This window comes from Pseudomonas caspiana, from assembly GCF_002158995.1.
Lineage (GTDB): Bacteria > Pseudomonadota > Gammaproteobacteria > Pseudomonadales > Pseudomonadaceae > Aquipseudomonas > Aquipseudomonas caspiana.
Map to the genome: position 1 here is coordinate 1 of NZ_LOHF01000003.1, position 21835 is coordinate 21835.

At 58.3% G+C, this 21835-nt stretch carries 20 protein-coding genes; 6 read left to right on the plus strand and 14 right to left on the minus strand.

Going from position 1 to position 21835, the window contains the following annotated elements:
* Window positions 1-52: 52 nt before the first annotated feature.
* The 13 genes from AUC60_RS04800 to AUC60_RS04860 form a co-directional block, all read right to left on the minus strand.
* Window positions 53-781, minus strand: coding sequence for an alpha/beta hydrolase (locus AUC60_RS04800; RefSeq protein WP_087264965.1), 729 nt, complete (start codon window positions 779-781; stop codon window positions 53-55).
* Window positions 782-842: 61 nt separating this feature from the next.
* Window positions 843-3194 (minus strand): type II secretion system secretin GspD, encoded by a 2352-nt coding sequence (gene gspD / locus AUC60_RS04805; RefSeq protein WP_158099098.1) that lies wholly within the window; start codon window positions 3192-3194, stop codon window positions 843-845.
* Window positions 3195-3719, minus strand: coding sequence for a general secretion pathway protein GspN (locus tag AUC60_RS04810; RefSeq protein ID WP_087264967.1), 525 nt, complete (start codon window positions 3717-3719; stop codon window positions 3195-3197).
* On the minus strand, window positions 3716-4381 hold the full coding sequence (gene gspM / locus AUC60_RS04815; RefSeq protein ID WP_087264968.1) for a type II secretion system protein GspM: 666 nt from the start codon (window positions 4379-4381) through the stop codon (window positions 3716-3718). Before gspM ends, AUC60_RS04810 begins: the two co-directional genes overlap by 4 nt.
* Window positions 4356-5429: a PilN domain-containing protein gene (locus AUC60_RS04820; RefSeq protein WP_087264969.1), complete on the minus strand. Its 1074-nt coding sequence runs from the start codon at window positions 5427-5429 to the stop codon at window positions 4356-4358. Before AUC60_RS04820 ends, gspM begins: the two co-directional genes overlap by 26 nt.
* Window positions 5426-6160 carry a type II secretion system protein GspK gene (locus AUC60_RS04825; protein WP_087264970.1) on the minus strand — a complete coding sequence of 245 codons (735 nt, stop codon included), beginning with the start codon at window positions 6158-6160 and terminating at the stop codon, window positions 5426-5428. Before AUC60_RS04825 ends, AUC60_RS04820 begins: the two co-directional genes overlap by 4 nt.
* Window positions 6157-6777 (minus strand): prepilin-type N-terminal cleavage/methylation domain-containing protein, encoded by a 621-nt coding sequence (locus tag AUC60_RS04830; RefSeq protein WP_087264971.1) that lies wholly within the window; start codon window positions 6775-6777, stop codon window positions 6157-6159. The genes AUC60_RS04825 and AUC60_RS04830 overlap by 4 nt, the downstream gene beginning before the upstream one ends.
* Window positions 6774-7151, minus strand: coding sequence for a type II secretion system protein (locus AUC60_RS04835; RefSeq protein ID WP_087264972.1), 378 nt, complete (start codon window positions 7149-7151; stop codon window positions 6774-6776). Before AUC60_RS04835 ends, AUC60_RS04830 begins: the two co-directional genes overlap by 4 nt.
* Window positions 7148-7585, minus strand: coding sequence for a GspH/FimT family pseudopilin (locus AUC60_RS04840; RefSeq protein ID WP_080238180.1), 438 nt, complete (start codon window positions 7583-7585; stop codon window positions 7148-7150). Before AUC60_RS04840 ends, AUC60_RS04835 begins: the two co-directional genes overlap by 4 nt.
* 9 nt (window positions 7586-7594) lie before the next feature.
* Complete coding sequence (gene gspG / locus AUC60_RS04845) at window positions 7595-8026, minus strand: type II secretion system major pseudopilin GspG (protein ID WP_027900819.1); 432 nt, start codon at window positions 8024-8026, stop codon at window positions 7595-7597.
* A gap of 24 nt (window positions 8027-8050) precedes the next feature.
* On the minus strand, window positions 8051-9253 hold the full coding sequence (gspF, locus tag AUC60_RS04850; RefSeq protein WP_087264973.1) for a type II secretion system inner membrane protein GspF: 1203 nt from the start codon (window positions 9251-9253) through the stop codon (window positions 8051-8053).
* On the minus strand, window positions 9250-10986 hold the full coding sequence (gspE, locus tag AUC60_RS04855; RefSeq protein WP_167384319.1) for a type II secretion system ATPase GspE: 1737 nt from the start codon (window positions 10984-10986) through the stop codon (window positions 9250-9252). The genes gspF and gspE overlap by 4 nt, the downstream gene beginning before the upstream one ends.
* Before the next feature lie 97 nt (window positions 10987-11083).
* Window positions 11084-11311: a hypothetical protein gene (locus AUC60_RS04860; protein ID WP_087264975.1), complete on the minus strand. Its 228-nt coding sequence runs from the start codon at window positions 11309-11311 to the stop codon at window positions 11084-11086.
* A gap of 482 nt (window positions 11312-11793) precedes the next feature.
* Between AUC60_RS04860 and AUC60_RS04865 the strand changes: the two genes are divergently transcribed.
* On the plus strand, window positions 11794-14559 hold the full coding sequence (locus AUC60_RS04865) for a beta-glucosidase (RefSeq protein WP_087264976.1): 2766 nt from the start codon (window positions 11794-11796) through the stop codon (window positions 14557-14559).
* A gap of 49 nt (window positions 14560-14608) precedes the next feature.
* Here AUC60_RS04865 and AUC60_RS04870 read toward each other — a convergent pair whose 3' ends face one another.
* On the minus strand, window positions 14609-15262 hold the full coding sequence (locus tag AUC60_RS04870) for a TetR/AcrR family transcriptional regulator (protein ID WP_087264977.1): 654 nt from the start codon (window positions 15260-15262) through the stop codon (window positions 14609-14611).
* Between the two features lie 255 nt (window positions 15263-15517).
* Between AUC60_RS04870 and AUC60_RS04875 the strand changes: the two genes are divergently transcribed.
* The 5 genes from AUC60_RS04875 (at window position 15518) to AUC60_RS04895 (ending at window position 21712) form a co-directional block, all read left to right on the plus strand.
* Window positions 15518-15853 carry a hypothetical protein gene (locus tag AUC60_RS04875; protein WP_144443229.1) on the plus strand — a complete coding sequence of 112 codons (336 nt, stop codon included), beginning with the start codon at window positions 15518-15520 and terminating at the stop codon, window positions 15851-15853.
* A 944-nt stretch (window positions 15854-16797) separates the two neighbouring features.
* Window positions 16798-17625, plus strand: a complete 828-nt coding sequence (locus AUC60_RS04880; protein WP_087264979.1) for a TonB family protein — start codon at window positions 16798-16800, stop codon at window positions 17623-17625.
* Between the two features lie 51 nt (window positions 17626-17676).
* Complete coding sequence (locus tag AUC60_RS04885) at window positions 17677-18384, plus strand: MotA/TolQ/ExbB proton channel family protein (RefSeq protein ID WP_087264980.1); 708 nt, start codon at window positions 17677-17679, stop codon at window positions 18382-18384.
* Window positions 18384-18785: an ExbD/TolR family protein gene (locus tag AUC60_RS04890; RefSeq protein ID WP_087264981.1), complete on the plus strand. Its 402-nt coding sequence runs from the start codon at window positions 18384-18386 to the stop codon at window positions 18783-18785. Before AUC60_RS04885 ends, AUC60_RS04890 begins: the two co-directional genes overlap by 1 nt.
* Window positions 18786-18970: 185 nt before the next feature.
* The gene (locus AUC60_RS04895) at window positions 18971-21712 is read left to right on the plus strand and encodes a TonB-dependent receptor (protein ID WP_167384313.1); all 2742 of its coding nucleotides are present in this window, start codon (window positions 18971-18973) and stop codon (window positions 21710-21712) included.
* The last annotated feature ends 123 nt before the right edge of the window (window positions 21713-21835 follow it).

Sequence of the window (21835 nt, forward strand, 5' to 3'; positions counted from 1 at the left end):
AGTCCGATACTTGCCATGCAACAGCGCGGTGTCAGGGACAAAGAACGGTTTACTAACGGGCAGACTTCACCGCCCTCTCCAGCCAACCCGCCAGATCCTTGACCTCAGTCTCATTCACACCATGAGGCAACCCGGCATAGGCGTGGTATTGCGGCTTGAGCCCCTGAGCTTTCAGGTAGGCCTCGGCGTCGCTCGCGCCCTGGACCGGGATCAGTGAGTCGGCTGTGCCGTGGCCGATGAAGATCGCCAGTTTCTGCCGCGCCGGGTCAGGCTTCAACTCGGCTTTGAGCACCGACAGCATGTGGCCGCTCAATGCTGCGAATCCGCCCACCAGTTGCGGATGACGCAAGGCCACTTCGTAGCTCATCATCGCGCCTTGGCTGAAGCCCACCAGGAACACCTTCGACGGCTGAGTCTGGTATTTACGTGTCGCCTGCTCGATGAACTGCTCCAGCAATTGCCCGCTGCTTTTCAGGTCCGAGGTTACACCGTCGTAATAGGCCGAGTCCCGACGTGGCGTGAACCATTGATAACCTTCTTGCCTGGCGTTCATGGGGGCACGCACCGCCAGGTAGTTGTAGTCATCCGGCATCAGCGACGTGAAGCTGAGCAGGTTGGTTTCGTCGCCGCCATAACCATGCAGAAAGATGACTAGCGGCTTGCCTTTTACTTCGGTGCTGGCCTGCGCCACGTAAGCCAGTGGCAGATCGCGCAACAGCGGCTGTTCGGCTTGAGCCAGCCCGCACACGGCGAACAACAAGAAGGCAAACACTTTGAGCATGGTTCATCACCTCGAATGAGCGCCGCCGCTCTTCAGGTCAGCGCTGAGTGGATTACGCGCGTCAGTCGCTCACACCTGTACGGCTGACCTTTTCAGGACGCAGCAGCTGCATTTGCTGGCGATAGTCATCGGTCACCTGACGCGACTGGCTACTGCTGGTGATCACCCGTGGCGTGATCAGCACGATCAGCTCGGTGCGCGCCTTGGATTTGCTGGTGGTGCCGAACAACCAGCGCAGGCCGGGAATCTTGCCCAGATACGGTATCGAGCTGGAGGACTCGGCATTGTTCTGATTGATCAGACCGCCCAGCAGCACTGTCTGGCCGCTTTGTACCGCAACTTGAGTCGAGACCGAACGGGTGGAAATGCTCGGATTGGCCTGCGTATCGGTGATAGTAGACGTGTCCGCATTACTGACCTGCTGCTGGATGTCCATGTACACCAGGCCGCCCGGATTGATCCGTGGCACGACATCCAGAATCACACCGGTCTGCACGTACTCGACGCTGCTCAGGGTGGTATCGGAGTTGTTGGTGTTGACCGTGGTCTGGCTGATCGGGATGTTGTCACCGACCTGAATCTGCGCCTGCTGGTTGTTCATCACTACCAGGGACGGTGCCGACAGCACCTGAGTGCGGCCGTTGGTTTCCAGCGCACGCAAGGCGACCTGCAGGTTGCTGCTGACGAACGAGTAGAACAGCGAGGAATTCTGAACCCCCAGGCCGCCGCCGCCCAGTGCGCCCTGGCTACCGGCGACATCGGAAATATTGGTGGTGCCAGAGTTACCCGCCAGACGGCCCAGATACCACTGCACGCCGAGGTCGAGTTCGCCGGTCAGATTGACTTCGAGAATTCGCGTCTCGATCTGCACTTGCAACGGAGCGTTGTCGAGGCGCTTGATGGCCGCTTCGATTTCCTTCCACTGCGCCGGGCGGGTACGCACCAGCAACTGGTTGCTGCTCTTCTGCGCGGTGATGCGGGTGCTGGCGTCGATGCCCTTGGGCGTGTTGCCGGTGCCACCGCCCTGCTCCGCGCCGCTGTCGGCTTCGCTGTCGAGGTTTTCTTCGCTGCCCTCGCTGTCCTGCTCTTCGTCGCCGCTGCCCATGCTCTGGTTCTGATTATTGCTCATCCCCATGCCCATGCCGCTGCTGTTGCCGCCCATGCCGCCGAAGCCGCCGCTGCTGTTATTCATGCCATTGGAGGTACCGCCAGAGCTCAACGAAGAGAGAGTGCGGGTACGCAGGCCCGGTGCAACCTTGGCCGCCGAGTCGTCCTTGATCGCGCCGTTACCGTAGATCTGGCGCAGGTACTTGGCGAGGTCGGTGGCTTTCATGTTGCGCACGTCGTAGACGTACATCTGCGGCTCGTTGCCGCCACCTTCGTCGATGGTGCGAATCCAGTCACCGACTTCACGCAGGTATTCCGGCTGCGAAGAAATCGCCACCACCGAGTTGGTCCGTTCGATGGGCAGGAAACGCACCATGCCCGCCAACGGCATGCCGCTGTCAGGGCCGAACATTTTTTGCAGTTCCGGCATCAGCTCGCCGACCGAGGCGCGCTGCAAGCCAAACACGCCTACCGACATGCCCTTGAGCCAGTCAACGTCGAAGGTGTCGATGGTGTCTTGGTAATTGGCCAGTTCATCCGGCGTACCCGACATGCTCAATACGTTGCGTGCCGGATCAACCAGCAGGAACGCGTTTTCACGGGCGAACGGCTTGAGCAGTTTCTGCATCTCGGTAGCGGAGATATAGCGCAGCGGGAACAGACGTGCGGACATACCCGCCGCTGGCTGGGAGACGGTCATCTCAGGCACCAGCTTGCCCGCCACGGCCTGATTGGCAGGCAGGATCACGTAGCGATCGCCCTGCTTGATCATCGCGTTGTCAGTCCAGGAGAGCAGCGTCTCGAGGATCGACAGCGCTTGCCGCTTGTTGACTGGCTTGGAGGTCGAAAAGCTCACATCACCTTTAACGCCCTGGGCAATGCTGTAGTTCTCGTGCAGCAGGTCGCCCATGATGCTGTTGATCACGGCTTCAATGGGCTGATTGGTGAAGTTGAAGACGATATCACCGACTTCGGAATCACGACCGGCAGGTGCTGAAGATGATGAAGCGGCCGTCGGCTTGCGCACGAATTGCTGGTTGCCACGGATCAACTGCCTGGTGGGCGCTGTGGCGGGTTGAGGCTGTGACGCTTGGCCTTGTTGAGTGTCGAGGGTCGCCTGCTCACTGCGCGGATCGACAGGTGGACGTTGCGAGCCGGTGCCGTTCAGGGCCTCGCGCAACATGTCGCTGTCTTGATCGTAATTGTTGGGCGTGGAGGCACAACCGCCGAGGGCGACAGCTGTGGCCAGGCACAACATGGGAGTGCGCAAGCGAGGGAATTGACGAACGCCTGAAGAAGTAGCCATTTACTGGGTGGACTCGCGAGGAAGAGAAATCGGTGGTGTTTTGGACGGCGGCGGCAAACGCAGCGCACGTAGCGCCAGGCTTTGAGTGCGACCGTCGGAAGAAAAATCGGCTTGCATCGGGGTCAGCTTTTCCAGCTTCCAGCCGTTGGGCAGTGACTCGCCCTGGTGCACTTTCAGCGGCGGTCCGTCAGCGCGCTTGATCAAGGCAACACGCAGTTCGCCGTCGATCATGATACCGGTCAACGTCAGTCCTGCGAGGCTGGACGCCTGGGCTTTGCCAACCGAGCGATCCGGCGTGCGGTCGGTACTGAACAGCGGGGCTTGCCAGGTTTGCGCAAGGCTTTGCAGCGTCGCACTCGGGGCGACATGGGCTTTTCCGGCGTTGTCGTTTTGCGAGCGCGGAGCTTGCGCGGGCAACCAGTCTGGTGAATTGGCTGCGCCGCTGACAATGGCGGTGATGACCAGACCGAGAACGGCCGCCAGACCGAGCAAGCCCCATTCGGTGGAGCGCAATGAACCGATCATTGGGCATCCTCTTCAGTTTCAGGCGCTTCTTGAGCGTCGGGCGGCTCGTCAGCTTCAGGCGTGTCTTCAACGCCTGCCGGTTGCAGATAACCACGGACCAGCAAATGCGCGACCAGCTTGCCAGCCCCGCCTTTGCTCGGAGCATCGGCACCACGGCGCACGCTCATTTCATCGATGAACAGAAACGGCCGCTGGTACTCCAGCTCATGCAGGATTGCTGTCAATGGTTCGATGGCGCACTCCAGCGTCAGGCTGACTTTGACCTGGCGATACGGCTCGGCGCTGTCCTGTTCCGGCGTGATCGGCATACGCTGGGTCAAGGCACAGCCGCCACCGGTAGTCGCGTGACTGTTGATCAAATCGGCGATGCGCTGCATCAAATCGGCAGCCACGGCGCTGGGATCATCGCCGGGCAACAGGCTGGTGCTGCTGGCAGGATCATTGCGGGCCTGTTCCAGTTGTTTTTTCAGCGTGTTGCCCTGGCTCAGCAAGCCCGCATAGCGCTGTTGCTGTTCACGTAGCTGGTCGGCCTGAGCATCGATGTCACGCAGCGGCCCGGCAAACCAGCTGTCGATCAGCAGCCAATAGGCGAAGCACAGCACCAGCGCCAGTACGATCAGCGCAGCACCGCGACGTTCACGGCTGGTCAGTGGTCGGCGCATTGGCGGCCTCCTGATGCAAATGAGCGCGCAACGAGAAGCGATCCTTGCCGGTTTGTGGGTCAGGCTGGATGACACCCTGGAATTGAGCGTTGTCCAGACTGTGGCAATCTTTCACCCGGGCGATCAGGGCGCTGGCCTTGGCGCTTTGCCCGGAAAACGAAACTTCGGCACTGTCATTGATTTCCAGTTGGTCGATCCAGGTGTCGCGCGGCAGGCAAGCCGTCAGTTCGTTGAGCAGAGAGGCGAACGTTGGTTGCGCGGCTTTGCGCTGGATCAGGTAGCTCGCAGCGCCGCGAGTATTGGTCAGTTGCTGGCGGATTTTCTGGATCTGCGCGACCTGGGCTCTTTGCGCCTGAACGGTACTTTGCATTTCTTCCAATAGCTGCTGGCGACTGTCGAGCCAGAGAAACATGGCGACGATCAACAGGCCGCCGCATAGCCAGAGGAGTTTGCGTTGCAGGCCCAGACCGTTGCTTTTCTGTCGCGGACGCAACGGAGCAGGCAACAGGTCAACTCCCAGTCGTGACGCTTGATCACTGCCTACATCCACGGCGTGTGGCTGCAGACCGAAGGTCGCACATTCAGTGAGAATCGCATCCAGGCGCTCACGCAAAATCGCCACAAGAGTGACGTGAATAAACGCCCCGCTGCGCTTGTCCTGTCGGGCGACAAAATACAGCTGTGAGGCATCGTACGGGGTAAAACGATCCAACTCGTAACCGACCACGGTGTTCAAGTCACGAGCCGCAGCAAGTGGCAGTTGCAGGGTTTGCACCAATACCATCGAGGGCGGCAGCAACAAAATCTGTTGTACGTTGGCAGGCAGAACCGGCAAGGATTCCACCAATGGCCAGGCATGCAGGTGCTCCGGCGTGTCGTGAATCAACAGCCGCTGCAGTTTCTCGGGCATGCAGGCCCGCAGTTCCGCCAGCCACAGTTGCCAGCCGCGTTGCAGCAGGCTGCCGCGCCACTGCTGGGCGATGCGCTCGGCCAGAGCCAGTAAGGGCGCAGGCAATGTCATCTGCCGCGCTGAAAATAGTCGATTCATTCTTGCCAACGCAGGACCCGATAAGGCTGTGCGCTTCCCTCCGATGGGCTCAACAAAACAGTGGTTTGCAGCTCGGCATAAAAACCGCCGGGGCGTTGCGCGTAACTTTCAATCATCAATACTTCACCCGGATCACTGCCCACTGCACTCTGGTTTGGCAGGTTCAAGGCCCGGCGCAACAAAGGCGAGGCAAATGCAGGTTCCGGTCGATCCAGCCCGCTCCATAAGGTCACTTCCGGGAGCATCCGGCTATACAACGCCTGGGTCATGCCCGGTAACTGCCTGACCTCTTCAATCACCCGCAGCGGCGGTGAGCCCGAGCCGCGACGACTTTCAATTTCCTGGGCCATGGCCGCAGCCTGATCTTTCCCGGCACCGCAGGCCTGGGCCAGACGGGCAATGTCGCCCGCCACGGCGCTGTTCAAATCCAGCTTGCCGCGCTCGCTGCGGACCTTGATTCGCAGTTGCGCATCATCGAAGCGCAATGCAACTTCCCGGCCATCGGCGATCCAGCGCTTACGTTCCAGCGGGTCACTCAAACCCTGCACGGCCATGGCCAGACCGGCCTCAGCTGCCAACTGCGCCTGAGTATGCTGCCGAGCCCACAATGCCTGACGACTTTCCAGCTGCACCCAACTGGCCAAACTGCCAAGCAACAGGCTAAGCAGTGCCAAAGCCCATAGCACCAGCAGCAATGCGACACCGCGCTGCCTGTTGGATGAAGGCCTCATTGGCCGCCCGCTCCACCCGACAGATCCAGCCGCAGCGCGACCACTTCAGTCAGCCATGGCACCGGACCGTTGAGCTTCGCGTCGATACGAACCGCTCGCGGCAAGCGCGTTGGCCAGGGCCAGTCGGCCAGCCAGCCAGTCGGCTCACCTTTGGGTGTGACCCCTCGGTAACTCAAACTCAGCGACTCGACGTTGCGCGCCAGCACCTGCGGGTCGCCCCACGGTCTGGAAGTCGTGCCATCGGCGGTGCTCAGAATCTGCGCGAAGGCGACCTGCAACTCCCGATCCTTTACCTCAAGGGTGTGCAATTGAATCCCGCCGCCCAACTCGCCCGGCAAGGTGGCAACAAACTGCAACCGTTGGCTGGAGCCGACAAAAAAGCCGCTACTTTCGCTGTCGTCTTCCGAACTGTCCAGCGGTAAAGCCTGCCCGATGGAATCTCGCAAAAAATTCTGCGCTGCACGCATCTCGTCCAGGCTGGTGGTGTAACGCTGGGCTTTGAGCACAGCGCGGTTGGCGCCGAGCATCGCTCCACCGACCAGGACGAGTAATACACCCAGCAGGCTCAGCACCAACATGATTTCCAGCAGCGTGAAACCACGCTGGGCCGGTCTCAAGATCCGGCTCCGGTGACTGCGCCACGTAACCTGAGCGTGCTGAACTGTGCCCGGCGCTGATGTTCACTGACGCTAAGGTCCAGGCGAAACATCCGCGCCTGACCATTGCGCCCGGGCATCTGCTGAATATCCAGTTGCCAATTGATATCGCCCGCCAGAACACCTTGCCGGGTGCCGTTTTCCAACGGCCCCGCAGCTTCCTGATCCAGAATCGTACGCGCGGCATGTGTCAGCCGGTCGCTGTGCGAAACTTGCTGCAACGAGCGCGCACTTTGCCCAAAAGCCACCAACAGCACGCTGCTACACACCGCCATCACGGTCAGCGCTGCAAGCATTTCCAGCAAGGTGAAACCACCCTGGCTGCCGCCGCTCATGGCAACGCCTTGGATTGCACACTGCCAGTCAGCCAGCCGATATCGATGCGCCAGCGCCGGTCACCATTAACCAGAGTCAGGTTGCCGCCGGTGGAACCGCCGTCCGGGTAGAACTCGACAGTCGAGCCCATCTCCGCAGCCGTCTGCAAAGTCACCTGCAATTCCGGCGGCCAGTGGTGAATACGCTGGTCCGGGGCCTGGAAGGCTTTCGACCGGAGGTCAAAAACAGTCCGCGCAGGCTGCCCGGTGACGATCGCCTTGACCCGGGTCGCGCGTAACGCGTTGACCATCTGCCCCACGGTCTGGCGCTCTTTCGCCGCGCTCAGGCCCTGCTGTAAACCGAACCCTACGAGGCCAATGGCGATGCTCATCAAGACGATGACCACCAGCATTTCCATCAGGGTAAAACCACGGCTTGCAGCACGACTGTTCATGATCGGTGATTATTCCCAGTTGCCCAGGTCAGCGCTGTAACCTTCGCCGCCCGCCTGGCCGTCCTGGCCGAAAAAGATCAGATCAAACGTGCCGTGCTGACCCGGGAAGCGATAACCGAACGCGTGACCAAACGGGTCTTTGAGGTCCGAAGGTTTGGCGTACGGGCCTGCCCAGCCGGAAGCATTGCCGGATTTTTCCACCAACTGCTGAAGGGTTTTAGGCGGCGACCCGACGTCCAGCGCATAGCTTTCAATTTTCATCGACAGGCTGGCCAGTTGCGCCTTGCCCGCGCCGTATTTGCCCTTGTCGACGTTACCGCCGACCTGACGCACAACAATGGTCGCCACGATACCCAGCAGCACGATAACCGCGAGCATTTCCAGCAAGGTGAAGCCGTTTTGTCTGCGGCCTGGTTTGAAGCGTTTACGGCTGAAACTCATCACAATCGTTTCCTCTTTCGAAATTCAGATATTGCTGGTCAGGCTCATCAGCGGCAGCATGATCGCCAGCATGATCACCGCCACCATCCCGGCCATGACCACGGTCAGCGCAGGCACCAGCGCGGCGAGCATGCGGTCGATACCGCGTTTGGCCTCGACGTCGAACACATCGGCGACCTTGAGCAGCATGCTGTCCAGTTCGCCGGCCTGTTCGCCGACTTCAATCATTTGTAACGCAAGGTCGGGCAACAGCGGCTCGGCGCCAAAGGCACTGGCCAGCGTACCGCCGCCCTTTACCGACTCGGCGGCTTGCGCAACCTGCGCCTGCAGCGCGCGGTTGGTGCAGACCTGACGGGCGATGACCAAGGCTTGCAACAAAGCAACGCCGTTATTAAGAAGCGTGCCCAAGGTCCGAGCCAGACGCGCTGCTTCGATCCGTTGCAACAGTGGGCCGATGATGCGAATTCCCAGCACACGCCGGTCGTGACGCTCACGGCGCGCAGGGTCCTTGCGACGCAACACCAACAGCCAGATCAACGCGATCAGCCCGGCCAACACCGCCAGCCCATACGCGCTTAAAAACTCGCCCAGCCCAAGAATCACTTCAGTGATCATCGGGATCGGCACACCCAGATCCTTGAAGATAGGCACGAACTGCGGCACCACATAAGCCAGCAGCAAAGCCAGGGAACCTAAAACACCCACCACCAGAAATGCCGGGTAAATCAGCGCGTTGATCACTTCACCGCGCAGCAACTGACTGCGTTCCAGATAATCGCTGAGCTGACGCAGGGTACTTTCCAGCGCACCGCCCGCCTCGCCTGCACGGACCATGCTTATATAAAGAGAAGAAAACTGCGTGCCCTCTTCTTCCAGCGCTGCCGACAGCGGCTTACCCGCCTTGACCTGTTCACGAATGCGCTCAATCAACGCCCGGGTCTGCGGCTGGCCGGGCTGTTTGAGCAGGATTCCCAATGATCGTTCCAGAGGCTGACCGGCACCGAGCAACGTCGCCAATTGCTGGGTAAAGCTGACCAGCGCCGCGCCATTGAGCATGCCGCGCCCCAAGGCATTACGCAGGCCGCCCATACCCGCCGGGTCGATTTGCAGCACCAGCAAACCGCGCTTTTGCAAAACAGCAACTGCTGCGTCCTGATCCTTGGCGTCCAGGGTGCCGTTCTGGGCAACGCCCTGGCTGTCGAGAGCGCGGAACTTGAACAGACTCAATTGCCGTCACCGCGAGTCACACGCAGCACTTCTTCAAGAGAGGTGACACCGGCGACGGCCTGACGCAGACCTTCTTCATGCAAGGTACGCAAACCGCCACGGCGTGCGGCCTGTTCAAGGGTTGACGCGTCCGCGTGACGCATCAGCAGGCTTCGCAGTTCTTCATTCATGACCAGCAATTCGGTAATCGCGCTTCGTCCGCGATAACCGCCGCCCGGCGCATCGGGGCGTGGACGGTACAGCATGATCGGACGTTCGTCAGTAAAACGATCAAGTCCGTGCTCTTCTATTAACTCAGGAGGCGCTTCGAACGCTTCGCGGGTCGCTGGATCGAGACGACGCACCAGACGCTGGGCAAGGATGCCGTTCACGGTGGACGCAATCAGATAACTCTCGACGCCCATGTCCAGTAGACGAGTGATACTCGCCGCTGCGCTGTTGGTGTGCAGGGTCGAGAGCACCAGGTGACCGGTGAGCGAGGATTGAATCGCGATGCGGCAGGTTTCCAGGTCACGCATCTCACCGATCATGATCACGTCCGGGTCTTGACGCACGATAGAACGCAGCGCCCCGGCGAAGTCCAGACCGATAGCCGGTTTGACCTGAATCTGGTTAATGCCTTCGAGCTGGTATTCCACCGGGTCTTCGACGGTGATGATCTTGCGCTCGGCGGTATTGAGCCGGGACAGCGCGGTATAGAGCGTGGTGGTTTTACCGGAGCCGGTCGGACCGGTCACCAGCAAGATGCCGTGAGGGCGTTCGAGCACTTCAAGAAATTCGTCGAGACGCTCGCCATCGAAACCCAGGCTCGGGAAGTCGAAGTTGATGGTCTGCCGATCCAGCAAACGCATGACCACCGACTCACCAAAACTGGTAGGAACGGTAGAGACCCGCAAATCCAGCTCTTTACCTTGAATACGCAGCATGATCCGCCCGTCCTGAGGCAGACGACGCTCGGCAATATCAAGCCGGGCCATGATCTTCACCCGGGAGATCACTGCCGCCGATGAACTGGACGGCGGCGCTTCGGCCTCGTGCAGGACACCGTCAATGCGATAGCGGACTTTGAGCTGGCTTTCAAACGGTTCGATATGGATGTCGGAGGCTCGATGCTCGACAGCGCGTTGCAGGATCAGATTGACCAGACGAATCACCGGCGCTTCGGACGCCATGTCTTTCAGGTGTTCGATGTCTTCCAGCGAGCCGCCCTCTTCGTCGAGGTTCTCGATCAGGGTGCCCATGGCTGAGCGACCCTGGCCGTAATAACGCTCGATAAGGGTTTCGACTTCGTTGCGCGGGCCGACCGATAGCCAGACCGGCACATCGCAAGCGTAGGCCACGGCCTGAAACGGGTATAGCAAGTGTGGATTGGCCGCCAGTACGCGCAAGCCACCATCACTCCAGCCCAGCGGCACGATCTGATAGTGACGCATGAAGCGTTCAGTCAGTGGCGGCAACGGGTCCAGTATCGGTGGCGCGGACTCTGCCAGCACCAGCGGCGCATCAAGCAAGGCCGCCCAGGCACGGGCCAATTCAAATTCGGAGACCAGACCCAACCGGGTCAGCAGGCCCAACAGCTCAGCAGCTTCAGACTCTTGCGCCGACTCCTGAGCCAAACGCCGGGCACGTTCCAGATCAACGGTCTTCAGACCGGCATTTTCCATCAGCCAGGCGCAGACCTGCTCGGCATCGGGGATCACTAATCGGGAGGTATCGACGGGGGCGGACAACATAGGTGCGGGCATCTGTACAGATCGAAGGGGCAAGGTTACCAGCCTCTTGACCAAATCGGGATCGGATCAGGAGGCAGGCAGAAAAACGGTTAGACCATCAATTCGAGGTTTTTTGCGAATTGTTTTTTGTGCTGTCGAGCGGACGACCACCTTTGGTGGTCTGGGCTTGCTGTTTTTTCAACGCTTTGGCGTCTTGAGTCTGGGTCAGCACCGTGGAATCGGTAGCACCCGATTTCGCATCGGCATCGGTAGCTTCGGCAGCAATTGCAGCACCACTAAGTGCAAAACCCAGAACGACACCTGCACCAATCAGAGGCAACTTCATAAACTATCTCCCAGCAAATAATAATAACCAGCCGCGCACTATCCCCCATCAACAAAGGCCAGTGAGATCGCAACTAAGGAGAACCTCGGCGTTGTGCCAGCAACCAAGATTAGCTCGCACGCCGAAAATTCTTAAACCAATCGACCAGTAGGTTTAGCAGAGGTTCAAATTTGTAAGCAAAAAAAACAAAATTCACTGAAAACCAGCTTTTGTTTGACTTTTCCTAGCAAGAATTGCCTTAATTATGCCGCCAACGCGAATCAAAGTGCCATCTTTTGATGGCATTTAGATATCAAGTAAAAACATGCAACACATAATTCTTACAATATAAATACACGTTAAAACACTAACTATCGCACTGAGATTAATACTCGGAAAGTCGCGAAGAAGGTGAAGTATTGCCCGAATAAAAGTTCGTGAGCAATCAGACTTGAGCAGCCTTTAACAGCATAAAACTTGAAAATTGGTAGTCGGAGAAATACATGAACAAACGGAAAATGATCGGTGCGAAGTCTGCACTTGCTTTGCTGGCGCTGGCAGTATCACAGGTCCACGCAGCCACCAGCGCGGCCACCAGCCCATCCCTGGATGAAGGCAAGGTAAGCCGTGCCGAGAAGGCCGCAGAAAAAACCCTGAAAAAAATGACCCTGGAAGAAAAGCTGGCCTATATCGGCGGCACCGGTGGTTGGGATGTGAAGCCATTGACTCAATATGGCATCCCGCAGATTCACGGCGCTGACGGCGGCGTCGGCGTGCGTTACACCAGCGAAGGCAACGCTCAGGGCGTGGTTTATCCGTCCGGTCCTAACCTGGCAGCTACCTGGAACCCGCGTCGCGCTATCGATCTGGGTCGTGCACTGGGTTATGACACTGCCACCGGCGGCTACCAGTTCGTGACTGGCCCAGGTGTCAACCTGTACCGCATGCCTTACAGTGGTCGTGCCTTCGAGTACCTCTCCGGTGAAGATCCGTTCCTGGGTGCAAGCCTCAGCCCGGCTGTAATCAACGGTATTCAGTCCCGCGGTGTATGGGCGAACGCCAAGCACTACGCGGCCAACGATCAGGAAAGCAACCGCTTCAACCTGGACGAAACCATCAGCGAGCGCGTATTGCGCGAAATGACCCTGCCTGCCTTCGAATCCGCTTCGAAGAACAGTAAGGTCGCGATGATGATGTGCGCCTTCCAGAAAGTGAACGGTGAGTTCGCTTGCGAAAACGAACACCTGATGCGCGACATTCTGAAAACAGAATGGGGCTATCCAGGTTTCGTACAGAGCGACTACAACGCTGTAGTCCACGGTCTGAACGCCGCTCAGGCAGGCACCGACCTGGACATGATGGGCTATCAGATGAATAGCACCATCCTCAAGCCTTACCTGGACAGCGGTGAGCTGGACGTAGCGACCATCGATGACAAGGTCCGCCGCATTCTCAAACAGATCTACCTGTACAAGTTCGACAGCAAAGCACCGCTGACCGCGCACAACATGAACAGCGCCACCAGCAACAAGGTAGCCCTGAACGCTGCGCGTGAAGGCATCGTGCTGCTGAAAAACGATAACAACCTGCTGCCGCTGAACAAGCAGACAGTCAAGAAAATCGCTGTGGTCGGCACCCTGGCCAAGTACGCGCCGCCTACCGGGTTCGGTAGCGCCAACGTCATGGCTGCTCACTACATCAGCGAGCTGAGCGGTCTGCAGCAACTGGCACCTAACGCCAAGGTCGAGTTCATCGACGGCTTGTCGCTGGATCCAAGCACCACGACCTGGAGCCACGCAGACAGCGATGGCAAAAGCGTCAACGGCCTGAAAACCGAGTTCTTCACCAACGCCAACTGGTCCGGTGATGCTGCCGCGACCCGTACCGACAAACACGTCGATCTGGACTGGTCCACCGACTCTCTGCCGGTCAACGGTGACACGTCGAACACTTCGATCCGCTACACCGGTCAGATCACACCGACCACCAGCGGCGAGCAAGTGTTCAAGGTCCGTGCCGACGGCGCAGTACGTCTGTACGTGAACGGCAAGAAGATCCTCGACAACGGTGACGGCAAGCCACTGCCGAACAACAGCATCCCGCCGACCATTCCGGTGTTCGCCAAAGTCAACCTGGAAGCAGGCAAGGCTTACGACATCAAGCTGGAATATTCGCGTCGCAACGGCTACCTCTCGACCATGGGCGGCCTGGTTGGCGTGCAAATGAGCTGGGCTTCGCTGACTGCTCCGCAGGACCTGTCTCAGTACGATGCCGTGCTGGTTGCAGTGGGTAACAGCAACGAATACGAAGGTGAAGGTTTCGACCACAGCTTCGATTTGCCTGAATTCCAGAACGAGCTGATTCAGAACATCGCCAAGGTCAACCCGAACACCGTGGTGACCATGCATGGCGGTACCGGTTTGAAGATGAGCGACTGGATCGATCAGGTTCCGGCTGCGCTGCACGCGTTCTACCCGGGTCAGAACGGCGGTCAGGCTCTGGCTGAAATCCTGTTCGGCAAGGTCAACCCGTCGGGCAAGCTGCCGATCAGTATCGAACGCAACATCGAAGATAACCCGATCTACGCGACGTTCCCGAAATTCGACAACGAAGAAACGTTGAAGACGATGAGCTACAAGGACGACCTGCTCCTTGGCTATCGCGGTTACGAGAAGAAAGGCATCAAGCCGCTCTATCCGTTCGGTTACGGCCTGTCGTACACCACCTTCGGCTACAGCAACATCACCGTTACTCCAGGTGTCGCGGTAGGCAACACGCCAATCAAGGTGTCGTTCGACCTGACCAACACCGGCAAGGTAGGTGGCTCCGAAGTGGCCGAGCTGTATGTTGGCCAGCAGAACCCGAAAGTCGAGCGCGCTATCAAGGAGCTGAAAGGCTACAAGAAAGTGTTCTTGAAGCCGGGCGAAAGCAAGCGTGTCACCATCGAGCTCAACGATCGCTCGCTGGCTTACTACGATGTGGACAGCAAGCAATGGGTCGTGGACGCAGACAGCTTCAACCTGTCGGTGGGCGCGTCGTCTCAGGATATCCGCCTGAACGCCAAGCTGGTCAACCCGTTCCGTCAGGAACTGTCGACCACTACCAGCAACCCGCTGCCACGCTCGGCGCTGAACTCGACGCTGCGTGATTCGGCAGTCAAAACCGGCGGTGTGCTTGATCAAGGCACCGGCGATAGCGACACCAGCGAAGGTGATGGCTACGACACCACCGATGACACCACCACTCAAGGCAGCGCAAGCGGTAACTAAGACGCTGATTCAGGGATAGAGCCGGACCTTTGACGAGGTCCGGACAGGTTCAGGGACGAACCCTTATCGCTTCATCGACCCGTGCGATGTAGCTGTCGAAACGCTCGACAAGATCAACTTTCTCCGGAAAGCGCAGCCACTGAATCTGCAAGCCATCCATCATCGCCAGGATTTCCTGGACCAGGCCCGGCAGGTCGACATCGGCCCGCACCTCTCCCGCTTCGACAAGATCCGTGAACTGCCCGATCAGACGCTCGTGAATGATCTGATAGCGCTCCTGGAACCAGTCCCAGGCAGGATGCCCTTCCACCAGACTTTCCGCGTTGAGAATGGTAAATGCACGCACCACTCCGGGCGCTGTGGCATTTGAGCGATTGATCGCACGCAGGCTTCCCAGCAAACCGGACAGGCTCTTGTCTGTACGAACCTCCTCAGCGATACGGCTGTTGGCCTTGTCCCGCCGATCCAGCACGCCCATCAACAGCGAAATCTTGCTGGGGAAGTGGTGCAACAGACCGGCGACCGAGATCCCCACGATTGCAGCCACCTGGGCCACCGATGCTCCGCTGTAACCCTCCAGAGAAAACACCTGCAAGGCCGCATCCAACAGTTCTTCACGGCGTTTTTCACCTTTCGGCGCGCGACGCTGCTTAGGTCGATCGGGTGCTGCATCCGCCACTCCGGGCGGGGTTAACTGAGTCATTTCAAGCTCCTTGCCAGACAGCCAGTCACCCTACCGGCAAAGACCGCAGGCCGCAATTGCTACTGCCCGCATGAGCGCGCGACACTGGATGCTCGCACACGAAGATCATTGCAGCGTCAGCACGGCCAGCCTGGAGCGGCGCCTGATTCGTACGCCCGTACCAAGTTGGCACGTTTTTTTCTAGCACAAAGCCCTGCCATTGGCTAAGCCTGAAATAACCCATTCAGGCGGCGTACAACGCACCAATGACAAACGTTGAACGGCACCCCGTTCTTAAACAGTGCAGATCGCGAAGCAAAATTTTGCGGTTTCAATGCGGCAGAAAAGGAAGTCTTACCTATGTTTAACCTGTCATCCCTGGTGAACGCTCTAACCCCTTGGCGTTGCCCTGACAATACGCCACTGGGCGATGGGCAGGCGTCAGCAACGAGCGCCATTTCCGTCACTCATTCTCCGTCCTCTTCTTTCTCCTCTCACGATATGCAAGCGTGTGATGCCTACCTCGATGACTTCCTTGAAAGCATGCCGAAAGAACTTACGCTGATTGACCTGGCGTGCTACACGCACGCGCCCTCCTCTATGGTCACCTGAGTTTGTAACTTAAACTCAGAGCGTTATTGCGCCTGATCATCTGCCCACTGCTTTAGTTATTAAACTTGCTCGACCGCAAGGGTTATTCTGCGCCCGGCAAAATAATTCACGCCCCTCTGCGCACTAGCAGGTTAAGCACAGCCATTTATTTTTTTCATCCAACGGCAAGTTAGTCGTTTGTTATTGCTATCGAGCACAACCCGTCAATCCACCCATGTACAGTCGTGGTGTACTACGAAAAAAAACCAGGGCCGCCCCCTATTCCACCGGAGTCTTCAATAGAGATAGCACAGTGGAAACGTGATTTAGCGCACTCGGCCACTTCTGCACCCCAAGTGTCACCAGCGTATTTTCTTTGGCGTGCAGGGCACACCAGCAAACCGTGACTCTCGCCTACAACAAAGAGATAAAATCTATGTAAATCAATAACTTAAATAAGCACCAAAACGAGACAATCCTCTCCTCAATGGTGCAACAACCGTCACCTTAAGAGTATCGGCACTTTCTTACAGCGCCCAATTAAAGGGATGGATCCGCTCGCCTTGATTTTATCGAGATCAAGGCCACCGGATGAAACTTGTCGCCCGTTAAATAGTAAAAACCCCTCAAAACTTACAGTAATGCGACATCTTTTTAAGTGCCTATCGATTAGCCTCCCCATTCAAATAACTGGCATATGTATTGCTTTGTAACAAATGAGAAACACATTCGAACATGATCTACCGTGAGCCCTTTTGATTATCTAACGCCGCCCAACGGTACCTATATAAGGAAGTAACGATGCACTGTTTCTGTAAAAGGCATTGAGCCACTATCCGCAATAAGCTCTGACGCGCTTATTGCTTGCAGGTGACAACCTGCCCTCAACCTGAACACTAATAGTCGAATATTTTCTGAATATTTGATCGGACTTTATTGCCCTTCATCTAGACGAGGGAGCTTTGATGAATGATGCGGTAACGAAAAAGAAGCGGCTGTTACCTGTCGAGGTTGACCGGTTCGAGGATGCTCCAGGCGTTGCATTTGTCCGCAATACCTCCACGCCTGGCGGCCTGGGAAAGCGTCAGATTCTATTGTTGGTGGCGGCCTCACTGGTGGTTCATGGCGCGCTGTGGTGGTTCATGCATCGTGCACAACCCGCACCGCTCGAAGTACCGCCCGAAGTGCCAGAGATGACGGTCGAGCTGAGTAGTCCCGTGCCACCAGCGCCGCCAACTCCGGAGCCACCGCCGCCGCCACCTCCCGAACCACCGCCGCCTCCGCCACCGGAACCCGAGCAACCGCCCGAGGAAGATCCGGATGCAGTGACACCACCGCCCAAACCGGTGGAAAAACCTAAACCGGTGGAGAAGCCCAAGCCCGTGAAGAAAGTCGAGCCTGCGAAAAAGCCAGCGCCAGTGACGCCACCGACTCCAGCTCCTGCGGCAGCGCCCGCTGCACCGTCACCAGCCCCCGCGGCACCTGCCGCTGCGCCTGGTCCGGTCAAGGAGTCTGCAGCGATATCAGGCCTGGCAAGCCTTGGCAACCCGCCTCCGGAATATCCATCGCTGGCATTGCGTCGTAACTGGGAAGGCACCGTTGTGCTGCGCATCAAGGTTCTGCCCAACGGCCGTGCGGGTGCCGTAGAGGTCACGCGTTCCAGCGGTAAACAGCAACTGGACGAAGCTGCCGTCGAGGCAGTGCGTAACTGGAAGTTTATTCCGGCCAAGCGAGGCGACACGCCGATTGAAGGTTTTGCAACCCAGACCATTGATTTCAAGTTGCCGCAATGACGGCCACCCACTGACAAGTCATCCCTAAATTCAAGTGTGCGAGGTGTAGTTATGAACGAATCGATCTCATCCCTTATTGTCCCTGGCGTGCTCTGGGCACTCGTGTTGTTTTCGGTCCTGAGCTGGGCGTTGCTGATGATCAAGTCCGCTCAGTACCTGCGGCAGAAAACCCAGAACAAACAATTCACCAAAGCATTCTGGAGTGCTCCGGACCTGTTGACCGCTGCCGAGCACGCGAGCCAATACCCAGGGTCGCTCGCACGCATCGCCAACAGCGGCTTTGAAGCCATGGCGACCCCGGACGTACCGCGCACGACTCAACAACTGGCCCATACCATCAACCGGGCCGACCGGCTCGAACGCAACCTGCGCCAGCAAATACAGCGCGAGCGGCGCTCATTGGAGAATGGTCAGGCGATCCTCGCCAGCATCGGCAGCACCGCCCCGTTCATCGGTCTGTTCGGGACGGTTTGGGGGATCATGGAGGCCCTGCAAAGCATCGGCGTTACCGGCTCCGCCAGCCTGGAAACTGTCGCAGGTCCTATCGGACATGCCCTTGTAGCCACGGGTGTGGGAATTGCGGTCGCAGTGCCCGCAGTGTTGATTTACAACTTCTTCCTGCGTCGCCTGAAGCTCGCCAGCGCCGACATGGACGATTTCGCCCATGACTTCGATGCCCTCGCTCAACGCAGTGCCTTCACTGTGACCCGCCAGCCCATCGTCAACAAGCAAGCCAGCCCCGTGCAGGAGGCCAGCTAATGTCATTTTCCACTCAAGAGAGCGATGAAGTCGTCAGCGAAATGAACGTCACCCCGCTCGTTGACGTGATGCTGGTTCTGTTAGTGGTGTTCATTGTCTGCGCGCCACTGATGACCAACGCGATCAAGGTCAACCTGCCGAAAACCGATGCGGTGGCGGCTGCCGAGAAAAAAGATCCGGTGGTAGTCAGCGTCGACAAGGACGGTAAGTTTTTCCTGGCCAAGGAAGAAGTGGCCCCCGAATCACTGGAGAAAAGCTTGATGGACGTCAAGGCCAAGGACCCGGAAGTACGCGTGCAATTGCAAGCCGACACTGACGTCAATTACGGCCAGGTTGCAAAAGCCATGGCCTCCATTGAGCGCTCCGGCATCACGAAGATTTCCGTGATGACCTCCCGATAAATCGGTGCCTGGCGACCCCGCCAGGCACCGAGCACTGATCCCGTCGTAACCAGCCGCCCATGAATGAGCAAATTCGTGGTGGGGAGCGGCTTGCTTGAAGAAGGGTATTCCGGGGCCGGCACAACCCAACCGGAGCAATCGGGGCCCAAAAGGCCAATCCAATAAATGTAAAGTCGGAAATTACCATGCTGATGAAGTTTCCCAGTTTTACCCTCAAACCCATGGTTGCCTCGATACAGCGGCACCGGTTCGTTCCTTTCTACCTGGTCGCCATGGGCATGACGGCAGGCCAGGTGCACGCAGCCGAGAGCTCCGAAGAGAGCACCAGCAGCGTAGTCGCCCCGGCCACTGCGACGACTGCGGCTGTGGTTGCGCCCTCCACCACTCAACTGCAACGGGTAGAAGTGACTGGTTCGGCGATCCGCCGGGTTGACGCGGAAACGGCAGTGCCCATCACTATTCTGCGTGCCGATGCGCTGCGCAAAGAAGGTGTCACGACGACGGCGGAAATGGTCCAGAGGATCACCGGCAGCCAGTCGATCAACAACAGTGCGGGTTCGGTCGGTGCCGCTACAGGCGGCGCGTCTTATGCGGATATGCGCGGTATTGGTGCCAACAAGACGCTGGTTCTGCTCAACGGACGTCGTCTGGCCAACAACGCTATGTCTGGGGTGGGCACGCCCAATGGCAGTGCCATCGATCTGAACATGATTCCCTTTGCAGCAATCGACCGGATCGAAGTATTGCGTGACGGAGCGTCTGCGCTGTACGGGACCGATGCCATCGGCGGTGTCATCAACTTCATCACAAAAAAATCACTGACCGACGGCAGCTTGAGCCTGGGCGGCGAGACGCCCACCGAAGATGGCGGCGGCAACAGTAAAGACATGAGCGCCAGTTGGGGGTTTGGTGATCTTGAAGAGGATCGCTTCAACGTGATGGGTGTCTTCAACTACAACAAGCAGGAAAGCCTGGCCGCCAAGGATCGCTCCTTCGCTACAGACTTCGCCCCCGGCCGAGGCCTGGATCAGACCTCGGGTACAGCCTTCCCCGGCAACTATTCACAGAACGGCAACAGCACCAATCCGCTCTCCCCCAGTAATTGCAGCGGCCCGAACCTGCTGAGCCGGGACGGTGTCTGCCGCTTCAGCACGCGGCAATATATCGACTTGATGCCAGAGACCGAAAAGACGTCGGTATTCGGCAAAGCTACCGGCAAGCTTGCTGACGATCACAACGTCAATCTGGAGTATTTCTGGGCGCGTAACAACAACGCGACGTCTATTGCCCCGGCACCGTTGACCGGTCTGACGCTTGACCCCTCATCGCCGTATTTTCCAGGTAACGGCATTACCCCCGCGCCGACAGATTTCGTGATCGACCCCACGCAGCCGGTGGACGTCAACTGGCGGGAAACCGCTGCTGGCGGGCGCAGCTCAAAGGATCAGAACACCAGCCAGCGCTTCCTCCTCAGTTTTGACGGGCTGGTAGCGGGCTGGGACTACAACGTCGGCGCGTCCTACAACCAGAACAAAGTCATTTCCAGAGTCACCGGCGGCTATGTCAGCGACGAAGCAATGAGGAACGGCCTGGCCAGCGGGCTGCTCAACCCGTTCGGACCGCAGACGGCAGCCGGTCAGCAATACATCGAAAACGCTGCTTACCACGGGGCTTATTCAACCGCAGTAGGCCGCGTGGTGGGTCTGGATGGCAGGGTTAGCCGGGAGGTCGGTGACTGGTTCGGCGCAGGCCCTGCCGGCCTCGCCCTGGGTGGTGAGTACCGCAAGGAAAAACTGCATCAGAACTACGAAGCATTCGCCGATGACATCAGCAGCCTGGGTGTGGATTCCGCCGGTAGTGTTGAAGGCGATCGCAGCGTTCAGGCGCAATACGCCGAGTTGAACGTGCCCGTGCTCGATAGCCTGGAATTGTCTGCCGCTATCCGCCACGACAAATACAGCGACTTCGGCAGCACCACCAACCCCAAGTACTCGTTCCGTTTCCAGCCATTCAAGGAACTGGTCATGCGCGGTGCATATAGCGAGGGGTTCCGCGCCCCTACGCTGTATGAACTCTACGCCCCCAGCAACCTGACATACTCCCAGGGCTACTATAACGACCCGATCCTGTGCGCTGGCGGCGTGGTACAACCGGGCGGCAATGGCGGGCGCGACTGTGGCCAGCAGTTCTTGAACCGCAGCGGCGGCAACCAGGACCTGGCGCCTGAAAAAGCGCGTAACGTCACAGTTGGATTCGTCTATCAGCCGGTTCAAAACCTGTCCATGGGTCTGGATTTCTGGTGGATTCATATCTCCAATCAGATCCAGTCGTTCCCGGAGTCGACTGTTTTTGATGAAGCCGGTACCTACGCTGACCGCTTCATCCGCAACCCCGACGGCTCCATTGCCAACATCGTCACCGGCAACGCCAACCTGGGGATCGTCAAGACCAGCGGTGTCGACGTGTCGCTGGACTATCGCTTCCCCAACACACCAATCGGCCAATTCGGCCTGGGCTTGCAAGGCACCTACGTCAATCGGTATGACTTCCAGAACATCATCGACGGCCCGTATACCGATAAAGTCGGTGACTTCCAGGGTGATGGCGTCATCGCTCGCTGGAAGCATGTACTGACCGGCACCTGGAACCTGGGTGACAGCCGAGCGTCGCTGAGCAACCGTTTCACCAGCGGTTACAACGACTATGACCGTACCACCCACGACAAAGTAGCGTCATACACGCTTTGGGATCTGTCTGTAGGTCACACCTTCGACAAGGTACTGGACATTGATGCGGGGGTTAAAAACCTGTTCGACCGTAACCCGCCATTCACCAACCAGGCCTACAACTTCCAGAGCGGTTACGACCCTCGTTATGCCGACCCTATGGGCCGGACCCTGTTCGCACGCGCCACCTATCACTTCTGAGTCGAACCCCGGGGAGCGCCACTCCACGCGCCCCGGATTTGCGCCTGATGCCCCCGGCCTGCAAGGGCGGGGGCCTTTTTTGCGCCACCCTCGAGACTCATCGAAATGTTGAACCGCGAACAA

Bases quoted from the DNA above. Each gene is read 5' to 3' on its own strand.
- AUC60_RS04895 (WP_167384313.1), top strand. From the start codon at position 18,971: ATGCTGATGAAGTTTCCCAGTTTTACCCTCAAACCCATGGTTGCCTCG.
- AUC60_RS04825 (WP_087264970.1), bottom strand. From the start codon at position 6,160: ATGAGGCCTTCATCCAACAGGCAGCGCGGTGTCGCATTGCTGCTGGTG.
- gspM (WP_087264968.1), bottom strand. From the start codon at position 4,381: ATGCGCCGACCACTGACCAGCCGTGAACGTCGCGGTGCTGCGCTGATC.
- AUC60_RS04885 (WP_087264980.1), top strand. From the start codon at position 17,677: ATGAACGAATCGATCTCATCCCTTATTGTCCCTGGCGTGCTCTGGGCA.
- AUC60_RS04860 (WP_087264975.1), bottom strand. From the start codon at position 11,311: ATGAAGTTGCCTCTGATTGGTGCAGGTGTCGTTCTGGGTTTTGCACTT.
- gspD (WP_158099098.1), bottom strand. From the start codon at position 3,194: ATGGCTACTTCTTCAGGCGTTCGTCAATTCCCTCGCTTGCGCACTCCC.
- AUC60_RS04810 (WP_087264967.1), bottom strand. From the start codon at position 3,719: ATGATCGGTTCATTGCGCTCCACCGAATGGGGCTTGCTCGGTCTGGCG.
- AUC60_RS04820 (WP_087264969.1), bottom strand. From the start codon at position 5,429: ATGAATCGACTATTTTCAGCGCGGCAGATGACATTGCCTGCGCCCTTA.
- AUC60_RS04890 (WP_087264981.1), top strand. From the start codon at position 18,384: ATGTCATTTTCCACTCAAGAGAGCGATGAAGTCGTCAGCGAAATGAAC.
- gspE (WP_167384319.1), bottom strand. From the start codon at position 10,986: ATGTTGTCCGCCCCCGTCGATACCTCCCGATTAGTGATCCCCGATGCC.
- AUC60_RS04840 (WP_080238180.1), bottom strand. From the start codon at position 7,585: ATGAACAGTCGTGCTGCAAGCCGTGGTTTTACCCTGATGGAAATGCTG.
- gspG (WP_027900819.1), bottom strand. From the start codon at position 8,026: ATGAGTTTCAGCCGTAAACGCTTCAAACCAGGCCGCAGACAAAACGGC.
- AUC60_RS04835 (WP_087264972.1), bottom strand. From the start codon at position 7,151: ATGAGCGGCGGCAGCCAGGGTGGTTTCACCTTGCTGGAAATGCTTGCA.
- AUC60_RS04880 (WP_087264979.1), top strand. From the start codon at position 16,798: ATGAATGATGCGGTAACGAAAAAGAAGCGGCTGTTACCTGTCGAGGTT.
- AUC60_RS04870 (WP_087264977.1), bottom strand. From the start codon at position 15,262: ATGACTCAGTTAACCCCGCCCGGAGTGGCGGATGCAGCACCCGATCGA.
- AUC60_RS04865 (WP_087264976.1), top strand. From the start codon at position 11,794: ATGAACAAACGGAAAATGATCGGTGCGAAGTCTGCACTTGCTTTGCTG.
- AUC60_RS04800 (WP_087264965.1), bottom strand. From the start codon at position 781: ATGCTCAAAGTGTTTGCCTTCTTGTTGTTCGCCGTGTGCGGGCTGGCT.